Source organism: Nonomuraea sp. NPDC049158, assembly GCF_040648335.1.
In the GTDB taxonomy this organism is placed as follows: Bacteria; Actinomycetota; Actinomycetes; order Streptosporangiales; family Streptosporangiaceae; genus Nonomuraea.
Map to the genome: position 1 here is coordinate 584,016 of NZ_JBEZDM010000002.1, position 22,478 is coordinate 606,493.

21 protein-coding genes are annotated in these 22,478 nt (G+C 70.0%); 9 read left to right on the forward strand and 12 right to left on the reverse strand.

What is annotated here, in order from left to right; genetic code table 11:
- Nucleotides 1-61 precede the first annotated feature (61 nt).
- A complete protein-coding gene (locus AB0B61_RS06970; protein WP_358429046.1) occupies nucleotides 62-1,114 on the forward strand; it encodes a DUF695 domain-containing protein in 1,053 nt (350 codons plus the stop codon).
- Here AB0B61_RS06970 and AB0B61_RS06975 read toward each other — a convergent pair.
- A complete protein-coding gene (locus AB0B61_RS06975; protein ID WP_358429341.1) occupies nucleotides 1,111-2,229 on the reverse strand; it encodes a cysteine desulfurase family protein in 1,119 nt (372 codons plus the stop codon). The two genes, AB0B61_RS06970 and AB0B61_RS06975, sit on opposite strands and share 4 nt — an antisense overlap.
- A gap of 98 nt (nucleotides 2,230-2,327) precedes the next feature.
- Between AB0B61_RS06975 and AB0B61_RS06980 the strand changes: the two genes are divergently transcribed.
- From AB0B61_RS06980 to AB0B61_RS06995, 4 genes are all read left to right on the forward strand, one after another.
- Nucleotides 2,328-2,834, forward strand: a complete 507-nt coding sequence (locus AB0B61_RS06980) for a TetR/AcrR family transcriptional regulator (RefSeq protein ID WP_358429048.1) — start codon at nucleotides 2,328-2,330, stop codon at nucleotides 2,832-2,834.
- Between the two features lie 149 nt (nucleotides 2,835-2,983).
- Nucleotides 2,984-4,174, forward strand: a complete 1,191-nt coding sequence (locus AB0B61_RS06985; protein ID WP_358429050.1) for an MFS transporter — start codon at nucleotides 2,984-2,986, stop codon at nucleotides 4,172-4,174.
- 77 nt (nucleotides 4,175-4,251) lie between these two features.
- Entirely contained in the window at nucleotides 4,252-4,926 is a 675-nt protein-coding gene (locus AB0B61_RS06990) for a rhomboid family intramembrane serine protease (protein WP_358429052.1), read from the forward strand.
- A gap of 29 nt (nucleotides 4,927-4,955) precedes the next feature.
- The gene (locus AB0B61_RS06995) at nucleotides 4,956-5,375 is read left to right on the forward strand and encodes an HIT family protein (protein ID WP_358429054.1); all 420 of its coding nucleotides are present in this window, start codon (nucleotides 4,956-4,958) and stop codon (nucleotides 5,373-5,375) included.
- Nucleotides 5,376-5,639: 264 nt separating this feature from the next.
- Here AB0B61_RS06995 and AB0B61_RS07000 read toward each other — a convergent pair whose 3' ends face one another.
- Nucleotides 5,640-6,620 carry a hypothetical protein gene (locus AB0B61_RS07000; protein WP_358429056.1) on the reverse strand — a complete coding sequence of 327 codons (981 nt, stop codon included), beginning with the start codon at nucleotides 6,618-6,620 and terminating at the stop codon, nucleotides 5,640-5,642.
- Between the two features lie 340 nt (nucleotides 6,621-6,960).
- Between AB0B61_RS07000 and AB0B61_RS07005 the strand changes: the two genes are divergently transcribed.
- Nucleotides 6,961-7,323, forward strand: coding sequence for an AAA family ATPase (locus AB0B61_RS07005; protein WP_358429343.1), 363 nt, complete (start codon nucleotides 6,961-6,963; stop codon nucleotides 7,321-7,323).
- A 123-nt stretch (nucleotides 7,324-7,446) separates the two neighbouring features.
- Here the strand turns inward: AB0B61_RS07005 and AB0B61_RS07010 are convergent, their stop codons facing one another.
- From AB0B61_RS07010 to AB0B61_RS07055, 10 genes are all read right to left on the reverse strand, one after another.
- On the reverse strand, nucleotides 7,447-8,400 hold the full coding sequence (locus AB0B61_RS07010; RefSeq protein WP_358429058.1) for an electron transfer flavoprotein subunit alpha/FixB family protein: 954 nt from the start codon (nucleotides 8,398-8,400) through the stop codon (nucleotides 7,447-7,449).
- A gap of 20 nt (nucleotides 8,401-8,420) precedes the next feature.
- Nucleotides 8,421-9,200 (reverse strand): electron transfer flavoprotein subunit beta/FixA family protein, encoded by a 780-nt coding sequence (locus tag AB0B61_RS07015; protein WP_358429060.1) that lies wholly within the window; start codon nucleotides 9,198-9,200, stop codon nucleotides 8,421-8,423.
- A gap of 220 nt (nucleotides 9,201-9,420) precedes the next feature.
- Nucleotides 9,421-10,638, reverse strand: a complete 1,218-nt coding sequence (locus AB0B61_RS07020) for a serine/threonine-protein kinase (protein ID WP_358429062.1) — start codon at nucleotides 10,636-10,638, stop codon at nucleotides 9,421-9,423.
- 34 nt (nucleotides 10,639-10,672) lie between these two features.
- Nucleotides 10,673-12,472 carry a serine/threonine-protein kinase gene (locus AB0B61_RS07025; RefSeq protein ID WP_358429063.1) on the reverse strand — a complete coding sequence of 600 codons (1,800 nt, stop codon included), beginning with the start codon at nucleotides 12,470-12,472 and terminating at the stop codon, nucleotides 10,673-10,675.
- 16 nt (nucleotides 12,473-12,488) lie between these two features.
- Entirely contained in the window at nucleotides 12,489-14,624 is a 2,136-nt protein-coding gene (locus AB0B61_RS07030) for a protein kinase (protein ID WP_358429065.1), read from the reverse strand.
- Nucleotides 14,625-14,769: 145 nt separating this feature from the next.
- A complete protein-coding gene (locus AB0B61_RS07035; protein WP_358429067.1) occupies nucleotides 14,770-15,282 on the reverse strand; it encodes a YbaK/EbsC family protein in 513 nt (170 codons plus the stop codon).
- 61 nt (nucleotides 15,283-15,343) lie between these two features.
- The gene (locus AB0B61_RS07040; RefSeq protein WP_358429069.1) at nucleotides 15,344-16,894 is read right to left on the reverse strand and encodes a flavin monoamine oxidase family protein; all 1,551 of its coding nucleotides are present in this window, start codon (nucleotides 16,892-16,894) and stop codon (nucleotides 15,344-15,346) included.
- A 118-nt stretch (nucleotides 16,895-17,012) separates the two neighbouring features.
- Nucleotides 17,013-17,855, reverse strand: coding sequence for a M55 family metallopeptidase (locus tag AB0B61_RS07045; protein ID WP_358429071.1), 843 nt, complete (start codon nucleotides 17,853-17,855; stop codon nucleotides 17,013-17,015).
- 139 nt (nucleotides 17,856-17,994) lie between these two features.
- Nucleotides 17,995-19,200: a DUF6395 domain-containing protein gene (locus AB0B61_RS07050; protein ID WP_358429073.1), complete on the reverse strand. Its 1,206-nt coding sequence runs from the start codon at nucleotides 19,198-19,200 to the stop codon at nucleotides 17,995-17,997.
- A complete protein-coding gene (locus AB0B61_RS07055) occupies nucleotides 19,191-19,694 on the reverse strand; it encodes a hypothetical protein (RefSeq protein WP_358429075.1) in 504 nt (167 codons plus the stop codon). Before AB0B61_RS07055 ends, AB0B61_RS07050 begins: the two co-directional genes overlap by 10 nt.
- A 145-nt stretch (nucleotides 19,695-19,839) precedes the next feature.
- Between AB0B61_RS07055 and AB0B61_RS07060 the strand changes: the two genes are divergently transcribed.
- The 3 genes from AB0B61_RS07060 (at nucleotide 19,840) to AB0B61_RS07070 (ending at nucleotide 22,430) form a co-directional block, all read left to right on the forward strand.
- On the forward strand, nucleotides 19,840-20,895 hold the full coding sequence (locus tag AB0B61_RS07060) for a phosphotransferase (protein ID WP_358429077.1): 1,056 nt from the start codon (nucleotides 19,840-19,842) through the stop codon (nucleotides 20,893-20,895).
- Between the two features lie 222 nt (nucleotides 20,896-21,117).
- Nucleotides 21,118-21,657, forward strand: coding sequence for a DinB family protein (locus tag AB0B61_RS07065; RefSeq protein WP_358429079.1), 540 nt, complete (start codon nucleotides 21,118-21,120; stop codon nucleotides 21,655-21,657).
- Nucleotides 21,658-21,884: 227 nt separating this feature from the next.
- Entirely contained in the window at nucleotides 21,885-22,430 is a 546-nt protein-coding gene (locus AB0B61_RS07070) for an RICIN domain-containing protein (protein ID WP_358429081.1), read from the forward strand.
- Nucleotides 22,431-22,478 lie beyond the last annotated feature (48 nt).

Consider the following 22,478-nt stretch of genomic DNA (forward strand, 5'->3'; position numbering starts at 1 on the left):
TCCCGCCAAGCGTGCTCGGCCATCTGCACAACCGGGCTCCGCGTCTGGGAGTATTCAGGCCATGCGACTGTTCGGGCGCAAGGACGACGACGAAGAGCCCATCGAGCCGAGCGACGGCATCGCGCCGTTCTGGGCGTGGTGGGAGGAGAGCAGGCCGCGGCTCGACTCGCTGGTGGCCTCCGGTGACGCCGAGCTGCTGTGGGAGACGATCGCCCCGGCCGTGGCCGCGGTGCATCCCGGCCTGGTCTGGGAGGTGGCTCCCGGCAGGGACGCGGCGCACGCGCTGGTCCTGACCGCCGCCGGCGACGCCGAGCTGCGCTCACTGGCGCACCGCCTGGTCAAGGGGGCGCCGCCCGCCGACCTGCTGTGGGAGTTCCATCCGTCGCGCCAGGTCAACCCGCAGGCGCTGGAGCTCACGATCGACGTGGGCGGCTTCGAGTTCGCCTTCGACAAGCTGATGCTGGGGCTGCGGGTGCCGCCCAACTCGCCGCGCGTGGACGTGGCCGCCTACCACCCGATCTTCGGCCAGCTCGACGAGGACACCCGGCTGGAGACCACGCTGCTGGCCCTCGACTGGCTGCTCGGCGAGGACGACGTGGCCCGCTGGGTGGGCGAGATCACCCCGGCGACGTTCCAGCCGATCGACTCGGTCGCCGCCGTACACCTGCCCGCCGTGGTGGCCGACCTGGCCTCCGGCTACGAAGAGGAGCAGTGGGCGCTGCTTGAGGGCCAGACCGCGGCCGGCGCGCCGCTGGTCGCCACCGCCCGCTATCCGCTGCGGCCGGTCGACTATCCGCTCTTCGACCAGCACATCGCGATCACGCTCCCGTACGCGCACCGCGACGAGAACGGGCTGCCCGTCGGGGAGTCGCTGACGGCGCTGCGCGACTTCGAGGAACGGCTGGCGGCGCGGCTGCTCAAGCTCCACGACGACGCCGTGCTGGTGGCGCACCTGAGCGCGGAGAGCCACCGGGTCATCCACATCTACGCCGACCCGACCGGCGACGCGGCGATCCACGCCAAGGAGCTGATCGTGGGCTGGGAGGAAGGGGAGCCACGGGTCGACGTGGCCACCGACCCCGCGTGGTCCGCGGTGGTGGCCTTCATCAACTAGCTCAGGCCCGCGCGGCGGGCGCGTTCGACCGCCGCCGGGAGCACCTCGATCAGCCGGTCGACGTCGTCGTGGGTCGAGGTGTGGCCGAGGGAGAACCTGAGCGAGCCCCTGGCCGCCGCCGAGTCGGCGCCCATCGCCAGGAGTACGTGGGAGGGCTGGGCCACCCCGGCCGAGCAGGCGGACCCGGTCGAGCACTCCACGCCCTTGGCGTCGAGCAGCATGAGCAGGGCGTCTCCCTCGCAGCCGGGGAAGGAGAAGTGGGCGTTTCCCGGCAGCCGGTCGGTCGGGTCGCCGTTGAGCAGCACGTCGGGGACCGCCTGCCGTACGCGCTGGATGAGCTCGTCCCGCAGCGCGGTCAGGCGGCGGCTCAGCGGCTCCTGCTCGTTGACCGCGACCCGGATGGCGGTGGCGAGACCGGCGATGGCGGGCGCGTCGAGCGTGCCTGAGCGTACGTCCCGCTCCTGGCCGCCGCCGTGCATGACCGAGACCGGAGTCATTCCGCGGGCCAGCAGCAGCGCGCCGACGCCCATCGGGCCGCCGACCTTGTGGCCGGTCACCGTCAGCGCGTCGGCGCCGGAGTCGGCGAACGACACCGGCAGCTGCCCGATCGCCTGCACGGCGTCGGTGTGGAAGGGGATGCCGCTGTCGTGGGCGATGGCGGCCAGCACGTGCACCGGCTGGACCGTGCCCACCTCGTTGTTGGCCCACATGACGCTGATCATGGCGACGTCGTCGGGGTCGCGGGCGATGGCGGCGCGCAGCGTGTCGGGATGCACCCGGCCGAACTCGTCGACCTCCAGCAGCTCGAGCCGCGCGCCCTGGCTGTCGGCCAGCCAATGGGCCGGATCGAGGGTGGCATGGTGCTCGACCGAGCTGACCAGCACCCGCTTCCTCGGCCGGCGCGCCCAGTAGAGGCCCTTGACGGCGAGGTTGTCGGCCTCGGTGCCGCCCGAGGTGAACACCACCTCGCTCGGCCGGGCGCCCAGTGTGTCGGCGATGGTCTCGCGTGACTCCTCGACGACTCTGCGCACCCGGCGGCCGGTCGCGTGCAGCGAGGACGCGTTTCCGACCAGGCCGAGTTGCTCCGTCATGGCCTCGATCGCCTCGGGAAGCATGGGCGTGGTCGCCGCGTGATCAAGGTAGGCCGACGGTCTGCTCACCAGGAAAGCGTATCCCCTTTGCCACTGTACCGTCCGGACGGTACAGTAGAGGCATGAGAAGGGACGAGCTACTGGACGCGGCAGAGGATCTCCTCTGCGACCAGGGCTCGACCGCGCTGACCCTGTCCGCGGTGGCCGATCGGGCCGGTGTGAGCAAGGGCGGCCTCCTCTATCACTTCTCCTCCAAGGAAGCCCTGATCAAGGGCATGGTGGAGCGGCTGATCGACGACTTCGACGAGCTGATGGCCGCCCAGGGCGACCCCACCTACACCGAGCGCTACCTCGCGGCGACGCTTGAGGCCGTGCGCTCCAACCGGCTGCGACGATGGGCCGTGGTCACGGGGGCGTCGGGCAACCTGTTCCTGCTCGCGCCGATCCGCGAGGCCATGGCCCGCTGGCACCGCGAGGGACTGGACGACGAGCCCGACCGGGTGGCGTCCCAGATCGTCCGGCTGGCGTGTGAAGGGCTGTGGGACGTGGCGAGCCACGATCCTGACCTGCACGCCGAGAGCGACCTGCGCGCCCTGGAGGCCCGCTGTCGCGCCCTCCTCAAACCCTGAACACCCTCTCCGCCCCGAACCACCTGACGCGCTTCTCAGTCTCTGACGCGCGCTCCTAAGCCCTCAACACCTTCGCCGCCCGCGCTCGCGTCACAAGCGCCGGGCCGCGCCGCATGCCAACTAATGAGTGATTTGCGAGGTATGTACCAATGATCCGCGACTTGAGGATCGCCCGTCTCGGGGCGGTTCTTACTTTCGTCCTGGCCGGGCTCCTGGTGGGCACGATGACCGTGCGCATCCCGGCGTTGACCGACAAGCTCGGGCTGTCCGAGTCGGCGGTCGGCCTGATCCTGCTGGCCTGGGGTGTGGGCGCGCTGATCACCATGCAGTCCATGCGCCGGGTCATGAGCCGGGCGGGCAGCAAGACCGTCCTGCGGATCGGCGGCCCGCTGACGGCGCTCGGCCTGGTGGGCGTGGCCTTCGCGCCGAACCTCCCGCTGCTGCTGGTCGCGGCCGCGTTCTTCGGGATGGCGTTCGGCATGGTGGACATCGCCATGAACGCCCAGGGGTCCACGGTCGAGCGGGCCTACGGGCGCCCGCTGCTGAACGGCATGCACGCGGGCTGGTGCGTGGGCGCGATCTCGGCCGGCGCCGTGGGCAGCCTGTCGATCGCCCTGGGGCTGTCCTTCACCGCGAACGTGGCGCTGGTCGGCCTGGTCTCGCTGCCGGTGATGGTCCTGCTGGGCCGTACGTACCTGCCCGAACCCCCGGCCGTGTCGACCATCGCCAAGGCCGGCCGCCGCCTGCCTCCGATCGTCTACCTGCTCGGCGCTCTGATGTTCTTCGCGTTCATGGTGGAGGGCACGGTCGCCGACTGGAACGGGCTGTTCATGCGCGACACCCTGGGCGCGCCGGAGGCGCTGGCCGCGCTCGGCTACCCGGTCTTCGAGGTGGGCATGCTGGTCGCCAGGCTCACCGGCGACCGGCTGCGGACCCGGTTCGGGGTACGCGGCATCATGACGGCCTCCGGCGTGGCCACGGCGGGGTTCTTCACCGTCGTCCTGGCCGCGCCCGCGCCGCTGGTGGCGGTGCTGGCGATGTTCTTCGTCGGCCTCGGCGTGGCGACGATCTCGCCGATGACGCTCTCGCTGGCCGGAACCGCCACCGACACCCCCGGTCCGGCGATCGCCCAGGCGGGGGCCATGGGCTACGCGGGACTGCTGCTCGGCCCGGTGGTGATCGGCTTCCTGACGGACGCCACGTCGCTGCGTGTCGCGCTCGGGATCGCGGTGGTGCTGGGCGTGGCGATCGCGGTGGCCGCCCGCTTCCTGCCGCGCGAGGAGCCCGCGGCGGTCACCGTCGGTCCGGCCGTCAGGGAGCCCGAACTCGCCACCGCCTGACCCTGTGACATTTGTCCTGGTTCAGCGGCTTACATTCTGCACTGCCCCGATCCGCAGATCAGTGTGAGGCTGAGCCCATGGTCAAACCAATCGTCACCGCCTCGGTCCTCGTCGTGACCGCCGTGCCGAGTGTCCTCCAGTTCTTCCTCCCCGGCCTGGAGCCCGCACTCATGCGCGACCCGGCGGCCATCCGCGCCGGGGAATGGTGGCGACTGGGGACCTCCCTCGTCGTCCAGGACAGCGGCGTGTTCGGCACACTGTTCAACCTGACGTTCCTGGCGGTGCTCGGCTACCTCGCCGAGCGCTCGCTCGGGTCCGCCCGCTGGCTCATCCTGTACGGGGCGGGCGCCGTGGCCGGGCAGGCGGCCGGATACCTGTTCAACGACCCGGGAGCCGGGAACTCGATCGCCTTGTGCGGCCTGGCGGCGGGCCTGGCCATCGCCTGCGAGGGGTCACTGGAGCGCTCCGTGGGCGCCTTCTACGCGGTGATGCTGGGCGCGTCCGCCCTCGCGCCCTCCGACGGCATCTGGAGCTGGGTGGTGACGATCGCTCTCACCGCGGTCGGGTTCCAGCTGGTGACCCGTCACGAGCGGCTGCCCTTGCGGCTCTTCCCCGTCGTCCTCGCGGTCGTCGCCGTCACGCTCACCGCCCTCGCCGACCTCCACGGCGTGGCCCTGCTGGGTGGCATGATCGCGGCATGGGCCCTGAGAGGAATGTCCCGTTCGACGTATCGGCCTACGTCGCCCGCGTAAAGGGTGGACCGTGCTTCATCTGCGCCATCGTGGCCGGTGACCCGGCGTACGACCTGGAAGAAGTCGTCTATGAGGACGAGCACCACCTGGCGTTCCTGGCCCGCTACCCGACGATGCCCGGCTACGTCCTGGTGTGCCCGAAGGTCCACATCGAGCACGCGGTCCGCGATCTCGACGAGGACGGCTACCTCGATCTCATGCGGGTCGTGCGGCGGGTGGCGCTGGCCGTCGAGGCGGTGGTGCCGTCCGAACGCACGTACCTGCTCACGCTCGGCAGCCGGCAGGGCAACGCGCACCTGCACTGGCACGTGGCCCCGCTGCCACCCGGCACCCCCTACGAGGAGCAGCAGTATTACGCGCTCATGTCGGAGAACGGGGTGATCCCCTGGTCGTCCGGCCAGGCCCGGGAGCTCGCGGACCGGATCCGGGCGGCGCTCGCCGAGGCGTGAGCTGGAAGTTCGCGGGCGTGTAAACAGACAACCACGTGCTCCTGGCCGCCGAGTTGCGTAGACAACACCTCAGTTACCAGGAGCCCGCTCCTGTCCGCAGGCGCATCACTCGAAGATGCCCTCGACCAGGGTGTCCCTTCCAGGTGAAGTTGGCGGAAGGGGCACGTGCTGACCTGTGGCACGGCACCCTGGCCTGGACGGTTTCGAGGGAAGTTGTTCAGGTCTTTCTGTCACTGATGGGGTCGAACGTCCGGATTAGTTGGATCAGCCTACCGGGGCCGAGAGGCTCTGCGTGCTCGTCACGGAGCGCCTCACTGCGTACAGGTAGGAGATCATGGCGCCGCCGGCGAGCGTGGCGAGCAAGGGGACGTGCCAGACAGGCCGGATCTCGGCCGCCACTCCCGGATACGGCCCGATCGGCCCGAGCGGGCCCGCAGTTGCGAGAACCGTCAGCCCCAGCATGTTGCACGGGGTCACCATGCCCGCCAGCACCCGCACCCGCACGCTGCCGCGCCGGGCCGCCACGCCCATGGCGGCCATCGCCGTACTCACGACCGCCATGGCGATCGCGACGGCCGCGAGCATACTCCACGCGTCCCGCACCAGGCCCTCCGGCATGCCGCCCCAGGCCACTTCGTCCGGTGTCGCGGGACGTGCCGTGACCGAGGTGAACCAGATATCGAACGAGCACACCGCGAGGTAGACGGCATACCAGACCGGCTGCAGGAACAGTAAGCGGGCCACGCGCGGCGAGGGTGTCACTTTCAGGCCGCGGGCCAGCCGCAGCACGCCCCAGACCTGTGCGATCGCCGCCGCCACCAGAACCGCGGTGAGCGCGGGAGGACTCCAGCCGAGATTGAACGCCTCGCGGTCGACCTGACGGCCTGTGTAGGCATCGGGTTCGAGATAGATCAGGGTGTTCGCCGGGCTGACGTAGCCCACGATAAACAGGCCGAGCAGGTAGGGCGGCGTCAGCAGGCCCGCCACAAGCAGCACGCGGGCGGTGGGCCGGGCCGCGGCCAGGCGCCAGAAAGCGACCCCGGCTAGCGTGAAGAACACGCAGGCGAACGCGATAGGTCCCGCCACGATCTCCGTGACGATGTCCAGGAACGCGGTGTCGTCCTCGCCTGGGAGGAACGTGGTCGGGACAGTGACGAACCGCGTCTGCGCGTAGCCGATCAGGTAGATGGCGACGACAGCGGCTCCGAAGACTGGAGCGAGCCTGAGCAACCTGTTTCCCGCCATCGCTCCATGATCGGCCACCGCGCGTGAAGCCGCCATAAAGGGCGGCAGGGACCAGGAGCCGAAGGCGGAATCCGACATCTCGCGCTGAACACTGACACGAGCACCGACAACAACACGCAGACACCGACAGCTTCATCTGCAACCGGCACAGGGCGTCAACGTCAAGCGAACATCTCTGCCGGATATTCTCACGGGAGAGGCGTCCGCCCAGATCGCGAGCGAGCTGGGAACGGCGTTCGGGACGCGCGATGTGTGCCGTCCGGACCCGTGTAGCCCGGAGCGGCGCGGGTTCTTCTTCCGCGCAGAAACGCTCTTCAACCTGGGGCAGAACGTGTCCGGCATGCACGGCTTCTGGGAGGACGACCTCACGGAGCAATCCCATGGCGAGGGCTTCTTCACGGTTCTCGAACGCATGGTGTCAGGGCCAGGGCTTTACCTGATGGACGAGCCCGAAGCGGCGCTGTCGTTCCACTCGTGTGTGCGCCTGATCGGCCTCATGAACCGCGTCGCTCGCGAGGACGGGCAAATCGTCTGCGCCACCCATTCACCGCTTCTCACCAGTCTGCCCGGTGCCCAGATCATCGAACTGGGCGGGCACGGCATCCGCACCACCGAATGGGAGAACCTTCGACTGGTCGATGACTGGCGACGTTTCCTCGCCAAGCCGGACTTCTACCTGAGGTACGCCCTGGATGAGGACTGACAGGTCAAGAAGGGTGCGACCACCGGTACTTCATGAGGTCGGGAGCGGCCTTCCGGGTCCTGCTCCCCGTCGTCGACCAGTGACCGGGGACGGCCGCGATGGCGGTGCCGTCCCCGGTACGCGCTACTTGCGCTTGGTGACCTCTTCGGTGAGCTGTGGCACCACCTGGTGCAGGTCGCCCACGACGCCGTAGTCGGCGAGCTCGAAGATCGGCGCCTCCGGGTCCTTGTTGATCGCGACGATGGTCTTCGCGGTCTGCATCCCGGCCCGGTGCTGGATCGCGCCGGAGATGCCGGCCGCGATGTACAGCTGCGGCGACACCGTCTTGCCCGTCTGGCCCACCTGGAACTGGTGGGGGTACCAGCCCGCGTCGGTGGCGGCGCGCGAGGCGCCCACGGCCGCCCCCAGGGCGTCGGCCAGGCCCTCGATGACCGAGAAGTTCTCGGCCGAGCCGACGCCACGGCCGCCGGAGACCACGATCGCGGCCTCGGTCAGCTCGGGGCGCGCGCCCTTCTCCTGCTTCACGCGCTCCAGGACACGGGCGGCCCTGGCGGACTCGGTCAGCGTGACCGACACCTGCTCCTCGGTGCCCGCGCCCGCGGCGGCCTCGGGGGCCGTCGAGTTGGGGCGTACGGCGACGATCGGCGTGCCCTTGCGCACCTTCGAGCGGACGTTGACGCCGCCGCCGAAGATGGACTGGTCGGCCACGAAGCCCTCGCCGAGGCCCACGGCGTCGGTGATGACGCCCGAGTCGGTCTTGACCGCGAGCCGGCCGGCGACCTCCTTGCCCTCGGTCGTGGCGGCCACCAGCACGGCGGCGGGCGACTTGTCGGCCACCAGCTGGGCGAGCAGCTCGGCCTTGGGCGCGACGACGTAGTCGACGATCTCGTCGGCTCCGGCGACGTAGATCTTCTCGGCACCGTATTCGGCGAGCCTGGCCTTGGCCGCGTCGGTGATGCCGGGTCCGGCCCAGACGGCGGCCGGTGCGCCGAGCGAGCGGGCCAGGGTCAGCAGTTCGAGTGTGACCTTCTTGACCTCGCCGTCGACGTGCTCGACGAGAACGAGAATCTCCGACATATCAGCTGTCTCTCCCGTGCTCAGATGAACTTCTTGGACGCGAGGAAGTCGGCGGCCTTCGAGCCTCCGTCGCCCTCGTCCTTGATGATCGTGCCGGCCGCGCGCGGCGGGGCCGCGGCGAACTCGACGACCTCGGACCAGGCCGCGTCCAGGCCGACCTGGTCGGCCGCGATCTCCGCGTCGGCGATGGCCAGCGTCTCCACCGGCTTCTTCTTGGCCGCCATGATGCCCTTGAAGGACGGGTAGCGCGGGTCGTTGATCTTCTCCACCACGGACACGACAGCGGGCAGCTGGGCCGCGACCTTGTCGAACCCGTAGTCGGTGATCCGCTGGATCACGATCTCGGAGCCCTCGATCTCCACCTTCTTGGCCAGCGTGAGCTGGGGTGCGCCCAGGCGCTCGGCCAGCATCGCGGCCAGCACGCCGGTACGCGCGTCGGTGGACTCCGAACCCAGGATGACCAGGTCGAAACCGATCTTCTTGAGCACCTGCGCCATCGCATAGGAGGTCGACAGGGCGTCGGAGCCGTGCAGCGCGTCATCCGTCAGGTGGACGGCCTTGTCCGCGCCCATGGCCAGGGCCTTGCGGATGGTCTCGGTGGCCCGGCCCGGTCCCATGGTGAGAACGGTCACCTCACCGCCGTGGGCTTCCTTGAGCTTCAGGGCCTCCTCGACCGCATACTCGTCAAGCTCGTTCACCACGCCGTCGACGGCGTCACGGTCGAGCGTCTTGTCATCGGACCGGAGCTTGCGCTCGGTCGCCGTGTCGGGGACCTGCTTCACGCAGACGACGATGTTCATGGCCGGTGGACGACCTCCCGTGTTCGCGTGCGCCGACGCTCGGCGCCAGATGCTTGCTGACAGACTGCCAGGTGTCCCATGGGGGCCGTGACAGCGGGTGCTCTCGCGGCCATGTTACCCATGAGTAGCTTAGGCGCAAGCAAGCAAGGCTTACGACAAAGCACCACCACCATACCGAGCTTTATTCCGCTAACTGAGTTCAGGTCGGCGGCAGGGAGCTTCAGGCCGACAGCAGGAACACGATCCCGACCACCAGCGCCGTACCGGCGAACAGCGCGAGCGTGAAGGTGCTGAAGACCGCGCTCAGCCCCAGGCAGAGCCCCGCGGCGCCGAGCATCCCGGCGAAATCGAAGATGATCCGGCTCGTCCTGAAGCGGCCGCGCGTGAACAGCGCCACCCCCGCGTCGGTCACCGCCACCAGCGCGTACGCGGCCAGCAGGAACAGCGTCACCTCCGGCAGCGGTTCCCGCGCGGCGGCGGCCAGCAGCGCCACGAACAGCCCGGAGCCGATCAGCCAGCGCCTGCGCACCTTCTCCCGGTGCCTGGCCCTGGACTCCTCGACCGACGGACGGCCCCGCTCCTGCCCCGGCCGCCACTCCCGGGTCTCCAGGTCGTGCGCCTCACCGGGCCGGGGATGCAAGGCTGTGGCGGGCGGACGGACGGCGTAATGGGCGGCCTCGACGCCGAGCCTGGCGCAGATCTGCGCGGCCGTCGGCCGCGCGAGCGGGTCGGTGGCCAGGCACTCGCGCAGCAGCGGGCTCAGCCAGTCGGGGACCCCCTCCAGGTCGGCGTCGTGGTGCACGACGCGGTAGGCGACCGCCGAGGCCGGTCCCTGCCCGTACGGCTGGCGTCCCGTGGCCGCGTAGGCCAGCGTGGCCCCGAACGAGAACACATCGGCCGCCATCCCCGACTCCTTGCCCTCCAGCACCTCAGGCGCCAGGTAGCCGGGCGTGCCCACCACGGCTCCCGAGGCCGTCACCGAGAGGGAGTCGAGCGCGCTGGCGATGCCGAAGTCGATGACCACCGGCTCGCCTTCGGCCATCATCACGTTGGCCGGCTTCAGATCCCGGTGCACGACCCCCGCCTCGTGCATGGCCAGCAACGCGTCGGCCAGTCCGGAAGCCAGTTGCCCGAGCTCGGCCACCGGTGTGGGGACCGCGCTGAGCGGCCGGCCCTGGACGTAGCGGGTCACCAGATAGGGCTTGGCGACGTCGAGCGAGGCGTCGAGCACCTCGGCCACGTGCGGCCCGCCCACTAACCGCATCGTCTCCACCTCACGCGCCAGCCGGGCCAGCGCGCCGCTGCCGGCCGTCACGTGTGGGTGCAGGACCTTGACCGCCACCGTACGGCCCTCGGGGTCGAGCGCCAGGTGCACCTCACCGAACCCGCCCGCCCCAAGCCGGGAGAGTAACTGATACGGGCCGAGCCGCTCGCTCATACCCCTTATCTCCCCCCGGAGCGGGCCAAGACACTTACGACCAGGGTGACAGGAACCCCATCCCCACGCCGTCGAGCAGATCGTTGATCAGGCCGGTGATCAAGCCCATCGTGCTCCGCCGCGCGTCGCTGGTCAGCTCGTTGATCACGGTCTCCGGAGCCCGCCAGGGGGCCCAGGTCGGGGCCTGGCCCATCGCGAACATCACCGCGAGCATCGCGGCCGTACCGACGATCAAGGCGGCGACCAGGGCCGCGCCGGGAGTACGCAGGATGCCGGTGAGCGAGCGCGTGACCGCCTTGCGCGGCGCGCCGCCGCCCGGCAGCACGAACAGCCCGGCCGTGAAGGCACCCGCGCCGTACGCGGCGGCGGCGTTGACGCTCATGCCGCCGCCCCAGCGCAGCACGCCCCAGACGCAGACGCCGAACATCAGCGCCAGCGGCACGTGGACCAGCGTCACGAGCGCGGCCTTGACCAGTGCCCACGGCGTGCCGACCAGGACCAGCAGCGGATCGGCCGCGCTGCTCCCCCGCACCTGCCGGCGCTTGACCATGTCACCGAAGAGGTATTCGCCCACCCGCAGCACCAACGCCAGCGCGACGGCCACCGCGCTCACCGCGACGGGCAGCATGACGGCCAGCGCGGTCAGCGTGACCAGCAGCAGCAGGCCGACGAACTGGCTGCCGACCAGGTAGCGCTTGCGCTCGGCCGGTGGTGTGTACGGGGGCGGCGGCGCGACCGGCCGCTGCTGACCCGCCTGGGTGGCCGGGGAGTAGGCGGGCGGGCGGGTCTGCGGCGCCGGGTAGCCCGCGACCCGCTGGTCGACGCGCGGGGCCGGGTGCCGGTCCGGCATCGGCGCCGGGACGTAGGGCGGCGGCCGCTCCTCGCGTTGCGGCCGCTCCTCGCGCGCGGGCGCGGGCGGGGTCCCGTACGCGACCGGGGGCAGCAGGTCGGAGTAGTTCTCCATGACCCGCGTCCGGTTGCCCATCCGCTTGGTGCCGGTCGGCCCGTCGGCGGAGGTCTCGTGGAAGGAGGTCACCGACGGGTCCAGTGCCCTGGCCATCCGCAGGAGCTCTTGGGCGCCGGGCCGGGCACTGGGCTCGACGCGCAGCGCGCGGCTCAGCCAGCCGCGCAGCCAGGCGGGCGCCTTGTCGATCTGCGCGCGCCCTTCCATGATGTTGAAGCAGACCGCCTCGAAGGTGCCCGTGCCGAACGGCGGCGCGCCCGTCGCTGCGAAGAACACCGTGGAGGCCAGCGCGTGCACGTCGGCCGCCTGGGTGATCTCCGAGTCGCGGATGATCTCAGGCGCCAGGTAGCCGGGCGTGCCGACGAACATCCCCGTCTGGGTCAGCCGGGTGGCGTTGACCAGGTGCGCGATGCCGAAGTCGATGACCAGCGGATCGCCGTTGACCAGCATCACGTTGGACGGCTTGAAATCGCGGTGGATCACCTCGGCGGCGTGGATGGCCACCAGCGCCTGGCACAGGCCCTGGGCCAGCCTGATGACCTCCCGCGCCTCCAGCGCGCCCTCCGCCAGCACGGTCTCCTCGAGCGTGCGGCCGGGGGCGAAGCGGGTGACGACGTACGGCTGGCCGCCGACGAGCTCGGCGTCGAGCACCTCGGCCACGTGCGGGCTACGCACCCGGCGCATGGTCTCGACCTCGCGCGTCAGCCGGTCGCGGGCCTTCAGGTCGGCCGCGACATGCGGGTGCAGCACCTTGATGGCGACCTCGCGGCCCTCGGTGTCGAGGCCCAGGTGGACCACGCCCATGCCGCCCTCGCCGATCTTCCTGACCAGTCGGTAGGGGCCGAGCCGCTCCGGCGCCTGCGTGCTCATCGCCACCGTCCCAGCGTCATCCCCCTGGGCTCCCGCTCAATCCTTTGAGCTGAACCACCACAGGTCCGACGTTCAGCGGAGCCCATACGGCCCTCCTCGCGTTGTCGAACGAGCTGTAAGCGAGGATCAGGGAGAGCGCGGCCCCCGCCGCGAGAACTCCCACCATCACCATCGCCGCTGTTCTCGAGGGTACGAGCGATGAGAGGGTTCTGCGCATCTGCCTTCCAGGCCCCTCCACTCCCGGGCCCGCGCAGACGGTCCACAGAGCGATCGCCGCGCCCCAGGCCAAGGCGTTGTAGGGGTTCATCTTGACGAACACCGTGAGCAGCAGCGTCACCGGTAGCCCCAGGATAAGGGCGTAGAAGAGCAGCGCGAACGTGATCCCCACTGACTTGGCCAGTTTTTTGGGGAACGCGAACACCCGCACCACATCGAGCGCCGCCGACCCGGTGGACCTGCGCGCGACCAGCTCCGGCTGGGCCAGGTCGGCCGCGCGGAGCAGCACCACGACCGGGAGCACCAGCAGGCCCACCAGCACGGGCGCCACCACGGCCACCATGACCATCAGGATCAGCAGCATCGCGCTCGCCAGGCCGTAGGCCCTGGACCGCTGCAGCACCTGCCCCGGGCGGGCCGCCGGGATGAACGGCTCGCGCTTGGTCCGCAGGTCGGGCTGCTGGCCGTAGGCGTCTCTCCTGGTCTGCGCCTCGTGCGGGAGGTACGGCTCGCGCTTCGCCTGGGGATCGGGCGGGAACTGGCCCTGGACCGGGATGTAGGGCGGCGGCTGGATCGGGTTGCCCCGCCCGTAGTCGGGCGCTTCTGGGCGTACCCGGCGGGTGGGGACGTCGGGCGCATCGGGGCGTACGCGCCGGGTGGGCACGTCGGCCTCGGCCCCCGGCGGCATGTGGCTGTTGCTCTGCTGGTTGTTGCTCTGCTGGTTGTTGCCCTGCTGGTTGTTGCCCTGCTGAATGTTGCCCTGCTGATTGTTGCCCTGCGCGGAGACCTGCCACGGCTGCGAGGTGGCCTCGCGCTGCATCTTGCGCAGCTCCTCCGGGGTCACCCTGCGGGTCGGGTAGGGGTCGCCCTGCTGCTCGGGGAGCAACGAGACGTACTGCTGCTCCTGCGGCGGCTGCTGGGGCGGCTGGCCGTGGGACGGCTGGCCCTGGGGCGGCCGATTCGGGCCGGACCCCGGGGGCTGCTGGCGCAGCTGGCCGTCGACGAGCCGGCGCGGCGTCATGGGCGGCGTCGAGATGTCGTACGACGGCTTGTCGGCCAGCGGCTGCGGCGTCGGCAGCTCCATCGACGGGTTGGAGCGGTCGGACCGGGGCACGGTCGAGATCTCGTCGCGTACGTTGCCCGGCGGCTTGGGCAGCATCCTGGCGGTCTGCTCGGCCAGCTCGGCCGCCTTGGGTCGCTTGGCGGGGTTGCGCTGGAAGGCCGCCTTGAGCAGCGGCTGCAGCTCCTTCGGGGCCGCGCTGACGTCGGCCTTGCCCGCGGTGATGTTGTAGAAGATCATCTCCAGCGTGCCCTTGCCGAAGGGCGGCTGGCCGGTGCCCGCGTACAGCAGCGTGCCCGCCCAGGCGTGGATGTCGACCTCGGGCCCGGCCTCCTGCCCCTCGATGATCTCGGGGGCGAGGTATCCGGGCGTGCCGATGAACATCCCCGTCTGCGTCAGCCTGGTCGCGTCGACCGCCTGGGCGATGCCGAAGTCGATCAGAACCGGCTCGCCGTCGATGATCAGCACGTTGCCCGGCTTGAGGTCGCGGTGGATCACGCCGACCGCGTGCACGGCGGCCAGCGCGGTGGCGACCCCGTGCGCGATCTTGACCAGCGCGGGCAGGCCGAGCGGGCCGTCGTCCTTGACGATCTCGTCGAGTGGCCGCCCGGCGACGTAACGCGTGACGATGTAGGGCCGATGACCCGTCACATCGGCGTCGATCACCTCGGCGATGTACTTGCTGCGCGCGCGGCGCATGGTCTCGACTTCACGCGACAGACGCCGCCTGGCGACCTCGTCGCCGGCGACCTCCGCGCGCAGGACCTTGACCGCCACCTGCCTACCCTGCGGGTCGACAGCGAGGTGGACAACGCCCATGCCGCCTTCGCCGAGCCGCCTGAGCAGCCGGTAAGGGCCGAGTCGGTCATCGTTCATGGCATGAAGCACCATACCGGCTTAATCCCCGCCCACGAGATGAACCATGAGGCCACATTCCCACTCGTACAACGTCCCGAAGGGGCCCATCGGTTTCCCATTCAACGGTCTCGAATTGGCTTCAGTTCTGGCTTCGGTTCTGGCTTCAGTTGGCCAGGGGGAGGGTCTCCGCCCCCTTCAACCCGGCAAGTGCGGCTCCGGAGACGGCCAACTTCGACCGCCGCACCCCGCTTCCGATCACTACCCTGTCGTGCTCGGCGACCTTCGTGTCCACCAGGATCGGCCAGTCTGCGGGCAGCCCGAGGGGGGTGATGCCGCCGTACTCCATCCCGGTGAGCTCGACCGCCTCCGCCATCGGGGCGAAGCTCGCCTTGCGCGCGTCGAGATGCCTGCGCACGACGCCGTTGACATCGACCCGCATCGTCGCGAGCACCATGCAGGCCGCGTAGCGCGTCTCGCCGCCGCGCTTGGCCGCGACGACCACGCAGTTGGCCGACTCGTCGAGCGTCACGCCGTAGCGCTCGCAGAACGCCGCCGTATCGGCCAGCTCGGGGTCGATCTCGGCCACCTCGACGCCCGCCAGCCCCTGCACGGCAAGGGCCACCGGCTCGGCCAGCAGGTCGGTCCGGTCGATCGCGGGCACCCAGTCCAACATCATCCCATCTCCTCGATCGCGCTCTCTCAGGACCTTACGCCGGTCACCTGAGCAGCGCGCGACGTCACGGTGACTGCAGCACCCGTTGGTGCAGCTGGGTGACGGCGCCACGGGCCGACTCCATGGAGCCTGCCTGCCACGCGATCAGATGGGTGAGCCAGTCGCCCGCGAAGTAAACCCTTCCGCTGGGGCGTTGCAGAAGAGTAAAGGACGAATCAAAGGCGGGCCAGCGTACCCAGCCGCCCTGGATGTGCTCCTGGCGGTCCCAGGCGATGGAGACGCTGGAGAGCAGGTCCTTGCCGTACTTGTCGCCGTGGATCTTCCTGCCCTGGGTGAGGGCGCGGCGCCTGCGGTCCTCCGGAGTGAGGGCGCCGTAGAGCTCGGCGTTCTGGTCGGTGTTGTAGTAGCCGACGAGCACGCCGCGCTGGGCGTGGAAGCCCGCCGACGGGTACCAGATGTGGGTGATGTCCAGATCGGTCTCGGTCACGCCGCCGTAGATGCGGTCTTCCAGCTCCCACCAGCGCCGGCCGTACTCCAGGCCGATCTTGCCGCTGGCGACCGGGATGGGTGTCTTGAGCGCGGCCGTGACGGGGGCGCCGAGATTGTGCGGGATCTTCGCGAGCAGGTGGGGCGGCAGGGTGGCGATGCAGTAGTCGGCCTTGAGCGAGCCACCGTCCCAGGTCACCTCGACGCCGTCGGCCAGATTGGTGATCTTGGTGACCTTGACACCGGTCCTGATCCGGTCCGCGCCGACCGCCTCGGTGAGCTTGACGACGATGGCGTCCATGCCGCCGACCGGCTGCAACATGGGGGTCGACTGCTCGTAGCCGAAGTCGTTGGTGATGGAACGGCCGGTGCCGGCGGCCAGGACGGCATGCAGGGTGCCGGGGGCCGCGATGGGGGTGCCGTCATCCAGCGCCGGATATTTCACGAAACCCCGGCGGTCGGAGCCTTCGTAGTCGAGCTTGGGCCCCAGATCACCGAACCGGCGCAGGAACTCCAGCAGGCGTTCCCGATCGTCCTTGCCGACCTGCTTGTCGAGCGCGCCAACATTCGTCGCTTTGGCCAGCAGCTCCGCAACATACCCATACATATCCGCACGCGCGGCTCTTGCCCGGATGGTCTGCCCGTTGGTGTGGACGAGCGCCTGGCCGTTGGTGTTGATGAACGTCTCGATCGGGATGCCCAGCTCGCGGCAGTAATCCAGGGTGACCATCCACGGCGCGATCCGCCCCGGGCCCGCGTTGAAGTAAACGCCCTCGCCGAACTTCACGTCCTGCGCGGGCCCGTTGAGCTCGGTGAGCCGATCGCCGCCGCGCAACGTGAGATTCCGGCCGCCCGCCCGGCCCCTGGCCTCCAGCAGCGTGCAGTCGTAGCCGGCCTTACCCAGCTCGTAGGCGGCGGTCAGCCCGGCGACACCCGCCCCGATGATCACCACCTTGGCCGCCGCCTTGCCGCGCAGCGAGAAGTCGCCCTGCTGGGGGGCGGCGAAGTCCTTGTCCTGCTGGGACGGCGCCAGACCCAGCGCGCCCATGGCGGCGTACATCGCTCCCGCGCCACCCACCGCCCCGATACCGACGAGTAACCCCCGCCGGGTCAGCGCCGCGCCCTCCATGCCACTCGCTCCCAACTATGCGGGCCGCTCTCACCGGCCTGCGTGTGCCGACCCGCTCTTGACCGGCCCGCGTATGCCGACCCGCTCTTCACCAGCCTGCGTGTGCTCTTTATGGCGTTCAGCCGTAGGGGCCGCTGCCGCAGGAGATCTGACCACCGATCGTGGCGAAGATACCGAACAGCGCCATGATCTGTGCGAAGTCGTCGGTAGTGAATTCGGTGTGACGCGATCCCACCGCCTTCACACCGGGAACAAGCCCCACAGCGGCCGCGATGGCAGTGGAGTTCCACTCCACCCCCAGCGTGTACGGCGCAGCCACCCGGTAAGGCGTGAAGTCGCTCAACCGCCCCAACGCCCTGGCCGTCGCCTCACGAATCCGAGTCTGGGCAACGCTCGGCGGCAGCAGTTCGGCCGAGAACTTGTCGATCCCCTTCTTGACCGCCACGGTCTCCACATCGCCCAGCAACTCGCGCGCCTCTTCACCGACGGCTTCGTCCCCGGTCACCAGCACCACCGGCACACCGTGGAACCCCGCACACGCCGCCACCAGCCGCGTCTCGCCGCACACCTCGCCGTTGAGGTAGACGTTCTGGATCTCCTTGCCCATCCAGGTGTGGTTGAGCACGCCGTTCGTCACCCCCGCGCGAGCGTGGTACCCCACGAAGCAAGCGGCCTGGAACGACCCGTCGACCCCCTGCGCCATGCGCTGCGCCTTACCCGGCCCCCGGATGAGGGTGGCGCGCGGATCCAGCAGATCGATCCGCAGATTCTTGGTGGACCCGTGAGCGTCGTTCACCAGCACCGTGGTCGCCCCGGCCTCGAACGCCCCCTCGACGGCGGCGTTGGCGTCGGCGGTCATGAGCTCGCAGCCCCGCTCGTAGCCCCGCTTACCCGCGTGCATCTCCTCGGGGTCGGTGAGCCCGGTCACGCCCTCCATGTCGACCGACAAGTACACCTTCACAGTCCCACTCCCTCACCTGCGCATCCGACATCGACCAACGGCGGATCGGCCGAAACCGTACCGACCAACAGCAGACCGGCCGAAGGCGGATCGGCCATCGGCGGATCGAACAAGAGGGGTTGAACTGGGCGTGGGGGCATCACGTGCCCCATGTCTCCACCCGGCGGACCTCGGCCTCGGTCATGAGCCCGACCTTGGACGTCATGAACGCGGTCGCCTGTTCACGCCACTGGTCCGGGATCTCGTCGAGCGCCGGCGGATAGCAGTGGTCGAGCCAGCTCGTCGACTCCTCCGTGGCGTCGAAGTAGTCGAGCGCCTTCCCGAACAGCGTGTCCTCGATGCCGGGCACCCTCGCCAGGCCGTACTCGACCATCTCCTGTCCCCCGTACGGCGGAGGCTGGAGCCACTTGCGCACCCGGGGGTCGTCGGCGGTGAAGGGCGTGTCGAGCGGCCGCCGTTCGACGGCGGCTTGGATGAGCTCCTTGTACAGGCACTTGCCGCACGTGCGGCACGGACCGTCGGTGCCCTGCAGGCACCATCGGACGTGATCCTTGAGCTCCGAGTTCAGCGCCAGCCGCATGGTGACCGCCTCACTCACGCCGCCCACGGGGAGCACGATGTGCACGCCCGCCGCCGCGAACAACCGCCCCCACGCCCCGTGCGGCGCCCACATCAGGTTGTCGGGCGTGTATCGCAGAAGATAGCGATCCCCGCCGAGCCACCGTGAACCCAGTTCATACCCGAACGCCAGGCCACCGAGATCCATCCGGTCGGCGAGCAGCAACGCCCCCGCCGCGACCGCATGGTGTTCCGGATATCCGGGCCGGGGCTCGGACAACGTGAATTCCAGGTCGGAGTTCACCACGGTGAGTTCCCGTCCGGTGCGCCTGGCCAGCTTGGCAAGGACATCGGAGCGGTAGTGCGGCCACCGGTTCGGCACGCGGGGGTGCGGCACCCGCCGGAAGTGCACGAACGGCGCCTCGGGATAGATGGTCGCCGCCGCCACGGAGTCCGCGCCACCGCTGTAGGAGATCGCCAGGTTCGTCCCGGTACGCCGGGCCTCCGCGCCTACCGGCCCGGCCTCGATCCCCCACCCGTCGTGCAGCGCGGCGGCCACCTCAGGGGAGATTGCCCGATCGAACACGATCTCCTTGCGCGTCCACGGCGCCACCACGGTCCACGCGGCGACGGCGTAGAGGTCGGGGTGCGCGTCTCCGGGTACGCCGGCGACGGTGCAGGAGTTGGTGGCCAGCTTGACCGGGTGCTCATCGGCGGCCTTGCCGGTGATCTCGTCATCGGCCCCGAGCCGGAACGTCAGCTCGCCTCCCGACCAACTCACGCGCATGACGAATCCTCCGCCCGCACAGCATCACCGGGACGCGACGCCTGCGCACCGTCACGCGGACCCGGCCCCTGCACCCCGTCACGCGGACCCGACCCCTGTGCGGTGTCGCCTGATCTGGGGGCTCGTACGCCCTCCCCGGATCTTGAGGCTCGTACGCCCTCGCCGGAGCCTGGCGTCCGTGACTTGAGGTCGTCGATCGCCTGCCAGAGGAGGACCTCGTTCTGGAGCACGCCGTCCAGCGCCTTGGCCGTCTCCTGAGCCAGGCGGTGGGTGTCGTCGAGCCGGGCCTTGTCCGTGGTGGGAGCGGTGGCGGGTCTGGCGTTTCGGAGACGCTCGACCTCGTCCTGCAGGCTCGCCATCTCCCGGCGCAGGGTCTGGACCTCCCAGAGAGCGTCCCTGATGTCCTGACGGTGATCGCCGATGGAGATGTAGCGGGAATCGAACCACGTGCGCACGGCTTTGCGCAGGCGGGCGGGGACCAGGACGCGCATCATGAAACGCCACGATAGTGGCAAATCCACGGCCACCAGGACGCCGTTTCCGAATGGCAACCAAGCTATATAACTGGTGTCAACTTCGGCTGTCGCGACGGATAAATCAGCAGGCGTCCCACCACTCGTGTCGCCCATACTGAATCGTGTGAATCTCGGCGGCAGCGTCGGTGTCAGCAGCGTCGGTGTCAGCAGCGTCGTCCTGTCCATCCCCAGGAGTCTGATCGTGGTCGAGGAGTTGGTGGCCTACGCGCGGGCAGCGTTCGGGTGGGGTGAGGACGTCGTGGTGACCGCGGGGCCGCGGGGCGCGCTCGGGCAGATCTGGCGGCTGGACGTCGGCCCGGCACGCTATGCGCTCAAGGAGATCTTCGCCGAGCCGCCGTCAGAAGCGCTGATCCAGGCGGAGCTGGCGTTCGGGCGGCGGGCGGCCGAGGCGGGGGTACGGCTGCCGGCGAGTCACCCCGACCGCGAAGGGCGCCATCTGCTCGAACCGCCCGGCGGGACGTGGCTGCGCCTGTACGACTGGATCGACCTGCGGCCGGTCGAGCTGACGGCACCGGCCACACCGCGAGAGATCGGGGCGCTGCTCGCGCGCCTGCACCGGTGCGCCCCCGCCGCGACGGTCGAGCCGGACGGCGGACCGCCCGCTCGCTGGTACGACCGCGTCCCCACCGCGCACGAGTGGGCGGAGGTGGCCACATCGGACGCCGTGTGGGCCGCGAGGCTCGCCGACCTGCTGGCCACCCTGCCCGGGCTCAGCGCGGCCGTCGCGCCGGCCGATCCCGCCGAGCTGATCCTCTGCCACCGCGATCTGCACCCAGAGAACGTCCTCGCCGACGCCACCGGCGCGCTCGTGGTCATCGACTGGGACAACCTCGGACCGGCCACGCCGGGCCGGGAGCTGGCGCGGGCGCTGTTCGACTGGTTCTGCGACGACTCGACCGCCGACCTCGATGCCATGCGCAGCATGTACGAGGCGTACATACGGGAGGGCGGCTCGGGGCGGATCACCAGTCCGGCGGACTTCACCATGCTGCTCGCGTCCCACCTGAACTTCCTGCTGGTCCAGGCCCGCGTCGCCCTCGACCCACACGCCGAGCGGCGGCACCGCGAGTGGGCGGAGCGCGAGATCGACGAGGCGCTGCGCATCCTGCCGACCGCACAGCAGCTGACCGACGTGCTGGAGCTCACGCGCAGCCGCTGACACACGTGGTGGATGTCACGGCCGCCATCACGCCGGCTGACGCGCGCGGTGGATGTCACGGCCGTCATCACGCCGGCTGACGCACGGTAGTGGATGTCGGGCACCGACACCCCGTCAGCGACGGCGCCGCATCGCGTTGAGCCGATCCGCCGTGGTCGGCAATGCCCCCGGGTCGATGGCCGCCCTAGAAGTCCCCTGGGCCGACGAGTAGACTCCCCGCGCGTGATTGACCTGGACGAGCATGGCCGCCCCGAACCTCCGGTCGCGGCCGACGAAACCGCCACCCTCCTCGGCTACCTGGACTACCAGCGCGCGACCCTTGAGTGGAAGTGCGCCGGGCTGGACGCGGCCGGCCTGAACGCGACCGTCGCCGCCTCGACGATGACCCTCGGCGGAATGCTGAAGCACCTGGCCTATGTCGAGAGCTGGTGGTGCTCCCAGCGGCTGTACGGGCACGCCCCGGAGCCCCCGTGGGACACCGTGGACTGGGATGCCGATATCGACTGGGACTGGCACTCGGCCACCGAGGACACCCCCGAGCAGCTCCTCACGCTCTGGCGGGACACCGTGGCCCGCTCCCGCTCCCTGGTCGCGGACGCGCTGGCCGACGGCGGCCTGGACCGGCTGGCCGTGCGCCCCTGGTCCGACGGCCGGGTACCCAGCCTGCGGTGGATCCTGTTCCATCTGGTCGAGGAGTACGCGCGGCACAACGGCCACGCCGACATCCTCCGCGAGTCGGTGGACGGGCGTACCGGGGAATAGCCACCGCGCCGACGGACGGCCTGCCTGACCGATCGACCCGAGAGAGGCCCGAACCTGGACCACCTGGACCACCTGGACCACCTGGACGCGGCACTCGCCGCCTCGTAAAACCAGCTCATCTACGCCGCGCGACACGAATATGATCACGGAAAGCGACTCGCCGATACGCTGTGTGATTCGTGTTACTACGGACCTGCTGATCTTTCGAGAGCGTCTCAGGAGGTTCGATGACCCTCATTCACGCTGGTCAAGCGGTCGCTGTCGCGGCCGCTCTGCTCGCTGCCCCGTTCACGGCGGCGTCGGCGGCGAACGCCGGCACCGCCGACGCGGCGCAGCTGCTCCTTCCCAAGTTCTCGGCGACCCTGGTGGCCCGTCACAGCGGCAAGTGCCTCGACGTGGCGGGCGTCAGCACCGCCGACGGGGCCAACGTCCACCAGTGGACCTGCATCAATGGGCAGGCCAACCAGGAGTGGAACTTCGTGGCGACCAGCGACGGTTACTACACCCTCCGTGCGACGCACAGCGGCAAGTGTCTGGACGTGTCGGGCGTCAGCACGGCCGACGGGGCCAACGTCCACCAGTGGACCTGCCTGGTCGGGCAGCGCAACCAGGAGTGGCGGCTGGTCCAGAAGGACAACGGCTACTTCTCCCTCGTCGCTCGCCACAGCGGCAAGTGCCTGGACGTGGCGGGTGTCAGCACGGCCGAGGGGGCCAACGTCCATCAGTGGACCTGCCTGATCGGACAGCGCAACCAGGAGTGGCGACTCGCCTGAGCGAGGACACCTGAGATGGCCGCCGTACGCCACACACGCGTGGTGTAC

Excerpts from the sequence above, each read along its gene's own strand:
- AB0B61_RS07000 (WP_358429056.1), bottom strand. The coding sequence starts at position 6,620 with ATGGCGGGAAACAGGTTGCTCAGGCTCGCTCCAGTCTTCGGAGCCGCT.
- AB0B61_RS07050 (WP_358429073.1), bottom strand. The coding sequence starts at position 19,200 with ATGCGCGTGAGTTGGTCGGGAGGCGAGCTGACGTTCCGGCTCGGGGCC.
- AB0B61_RS06975 (WP_358429341.1), bottom strand. The coding sequence starts at position 2,229 with ATGCTTCCCGAGGCGATCGAGGCCATGACGGAGCAACTCGGCCTGGTC.
- AB0B61_RS07035 (WP_358429067.1), bottom strand. The coding sequence starts at position 15,282 with ATGATGTTGGACTGGGTGCCCGCGATCGACCGGACCGACCTGCTGGCC.
- AB0B61_RS07070 (WP_358429081.1), top strand. The coding sequence starts at position 21,885 with ATGACCCTCATTCACGCTGGTCAAGCGGTCGCTGTCGCGGCCGCTCTG.
- AB0B61_RS06980 (WP_358429048.1), top strand. The coding sequence starts at position 2,328 with ATGAGAAGGGACGAGCTACTGGACGCGGCAGAGGATCTCCTCTGCGAC.
- AB0B61_RS07020 (WP_358429062.1), bottom strand. The coding sequence starts at position 10,638 with ATGAGCGAGCGGCTCGGCCCGTATCAGTTACTCTCCCGGCTTGGGGCG.
- AB0B61_RS06990 (WP_358429052.1), top strand. The coding sequence starts at position 4,252 with ATGGTCAAACCAATCGTCACCGCCTCGGTCCTCGTCGTGACCGCCGTG.
- AB0B61_RS07010 (WP_358429058.1), bottom strand. The coding sequence starts at position 8,400 with ATGTCGGAGATTCTCGTTCTCGTCGAGCACGTCGACGGCGAGGTCAAG.
- AB0B61_RS07015 (WP_358429060.1), bottom strand. The coding sequence starts at position 9,200 with ATGAACATCGTCGTCTGCGTGAAGCAGGTCCCCGACACGGCGACCGAG.
- AB0B61_RS07025 (WP_358429063.1), bottom strand. The coding sequence starts at position 12,472 with ATGAGCACGCAGGCGCCGGAGCGGCTCGGCCCCTACCGACTGGTCAGG.
- AB0B61_RS06970 (WP_358429046.1), top strand. The coding sequence starts at position 62 with ATGCGACTGTTCGGGCGCAAGGACGACGACGAAGAGCCCATCGAGCCG.
- AB0B61_RS07030 (WP_358429065.1), bottom strand. The coding sequence starts at position 14,624 with ATGAACGATGACCGACTCGGCCCTTACCGGCTGCTCAGGCGGCTCGGC.
- AB0B61_RS07055 (WP_358429075.1), bottom strand. The coding sequence starts at position 19,694 with ATGATGCGCGTCCTGGTCCCCGCCCGCCTGCGCAAAGCCGTGCGCACG.
- AB0B61_RS06985 (WP_358429050.1), top strand. The coding sequence starts at position 2,984 with ATGATCCGCGACTTGAGGATCGCCCGTCTCGGGGCGGTTCTTACTTTC.
- AB0B61_RS07040 (WP_358429069.1), bottom strand. The coding sequence starts at position 16,894 with ATGGAGGGCGCGGCGCTGACCCGGCGGGGGTTACTCGTCGGTATCGGG.
- AB0B61_RS07005 (WP_358429343.1), top strand. The coding sequence starts at position 6,961 with ATGCACGGCTTCTGGGAGGACGACCTCACGGAGCAATCCCATGGCGAG.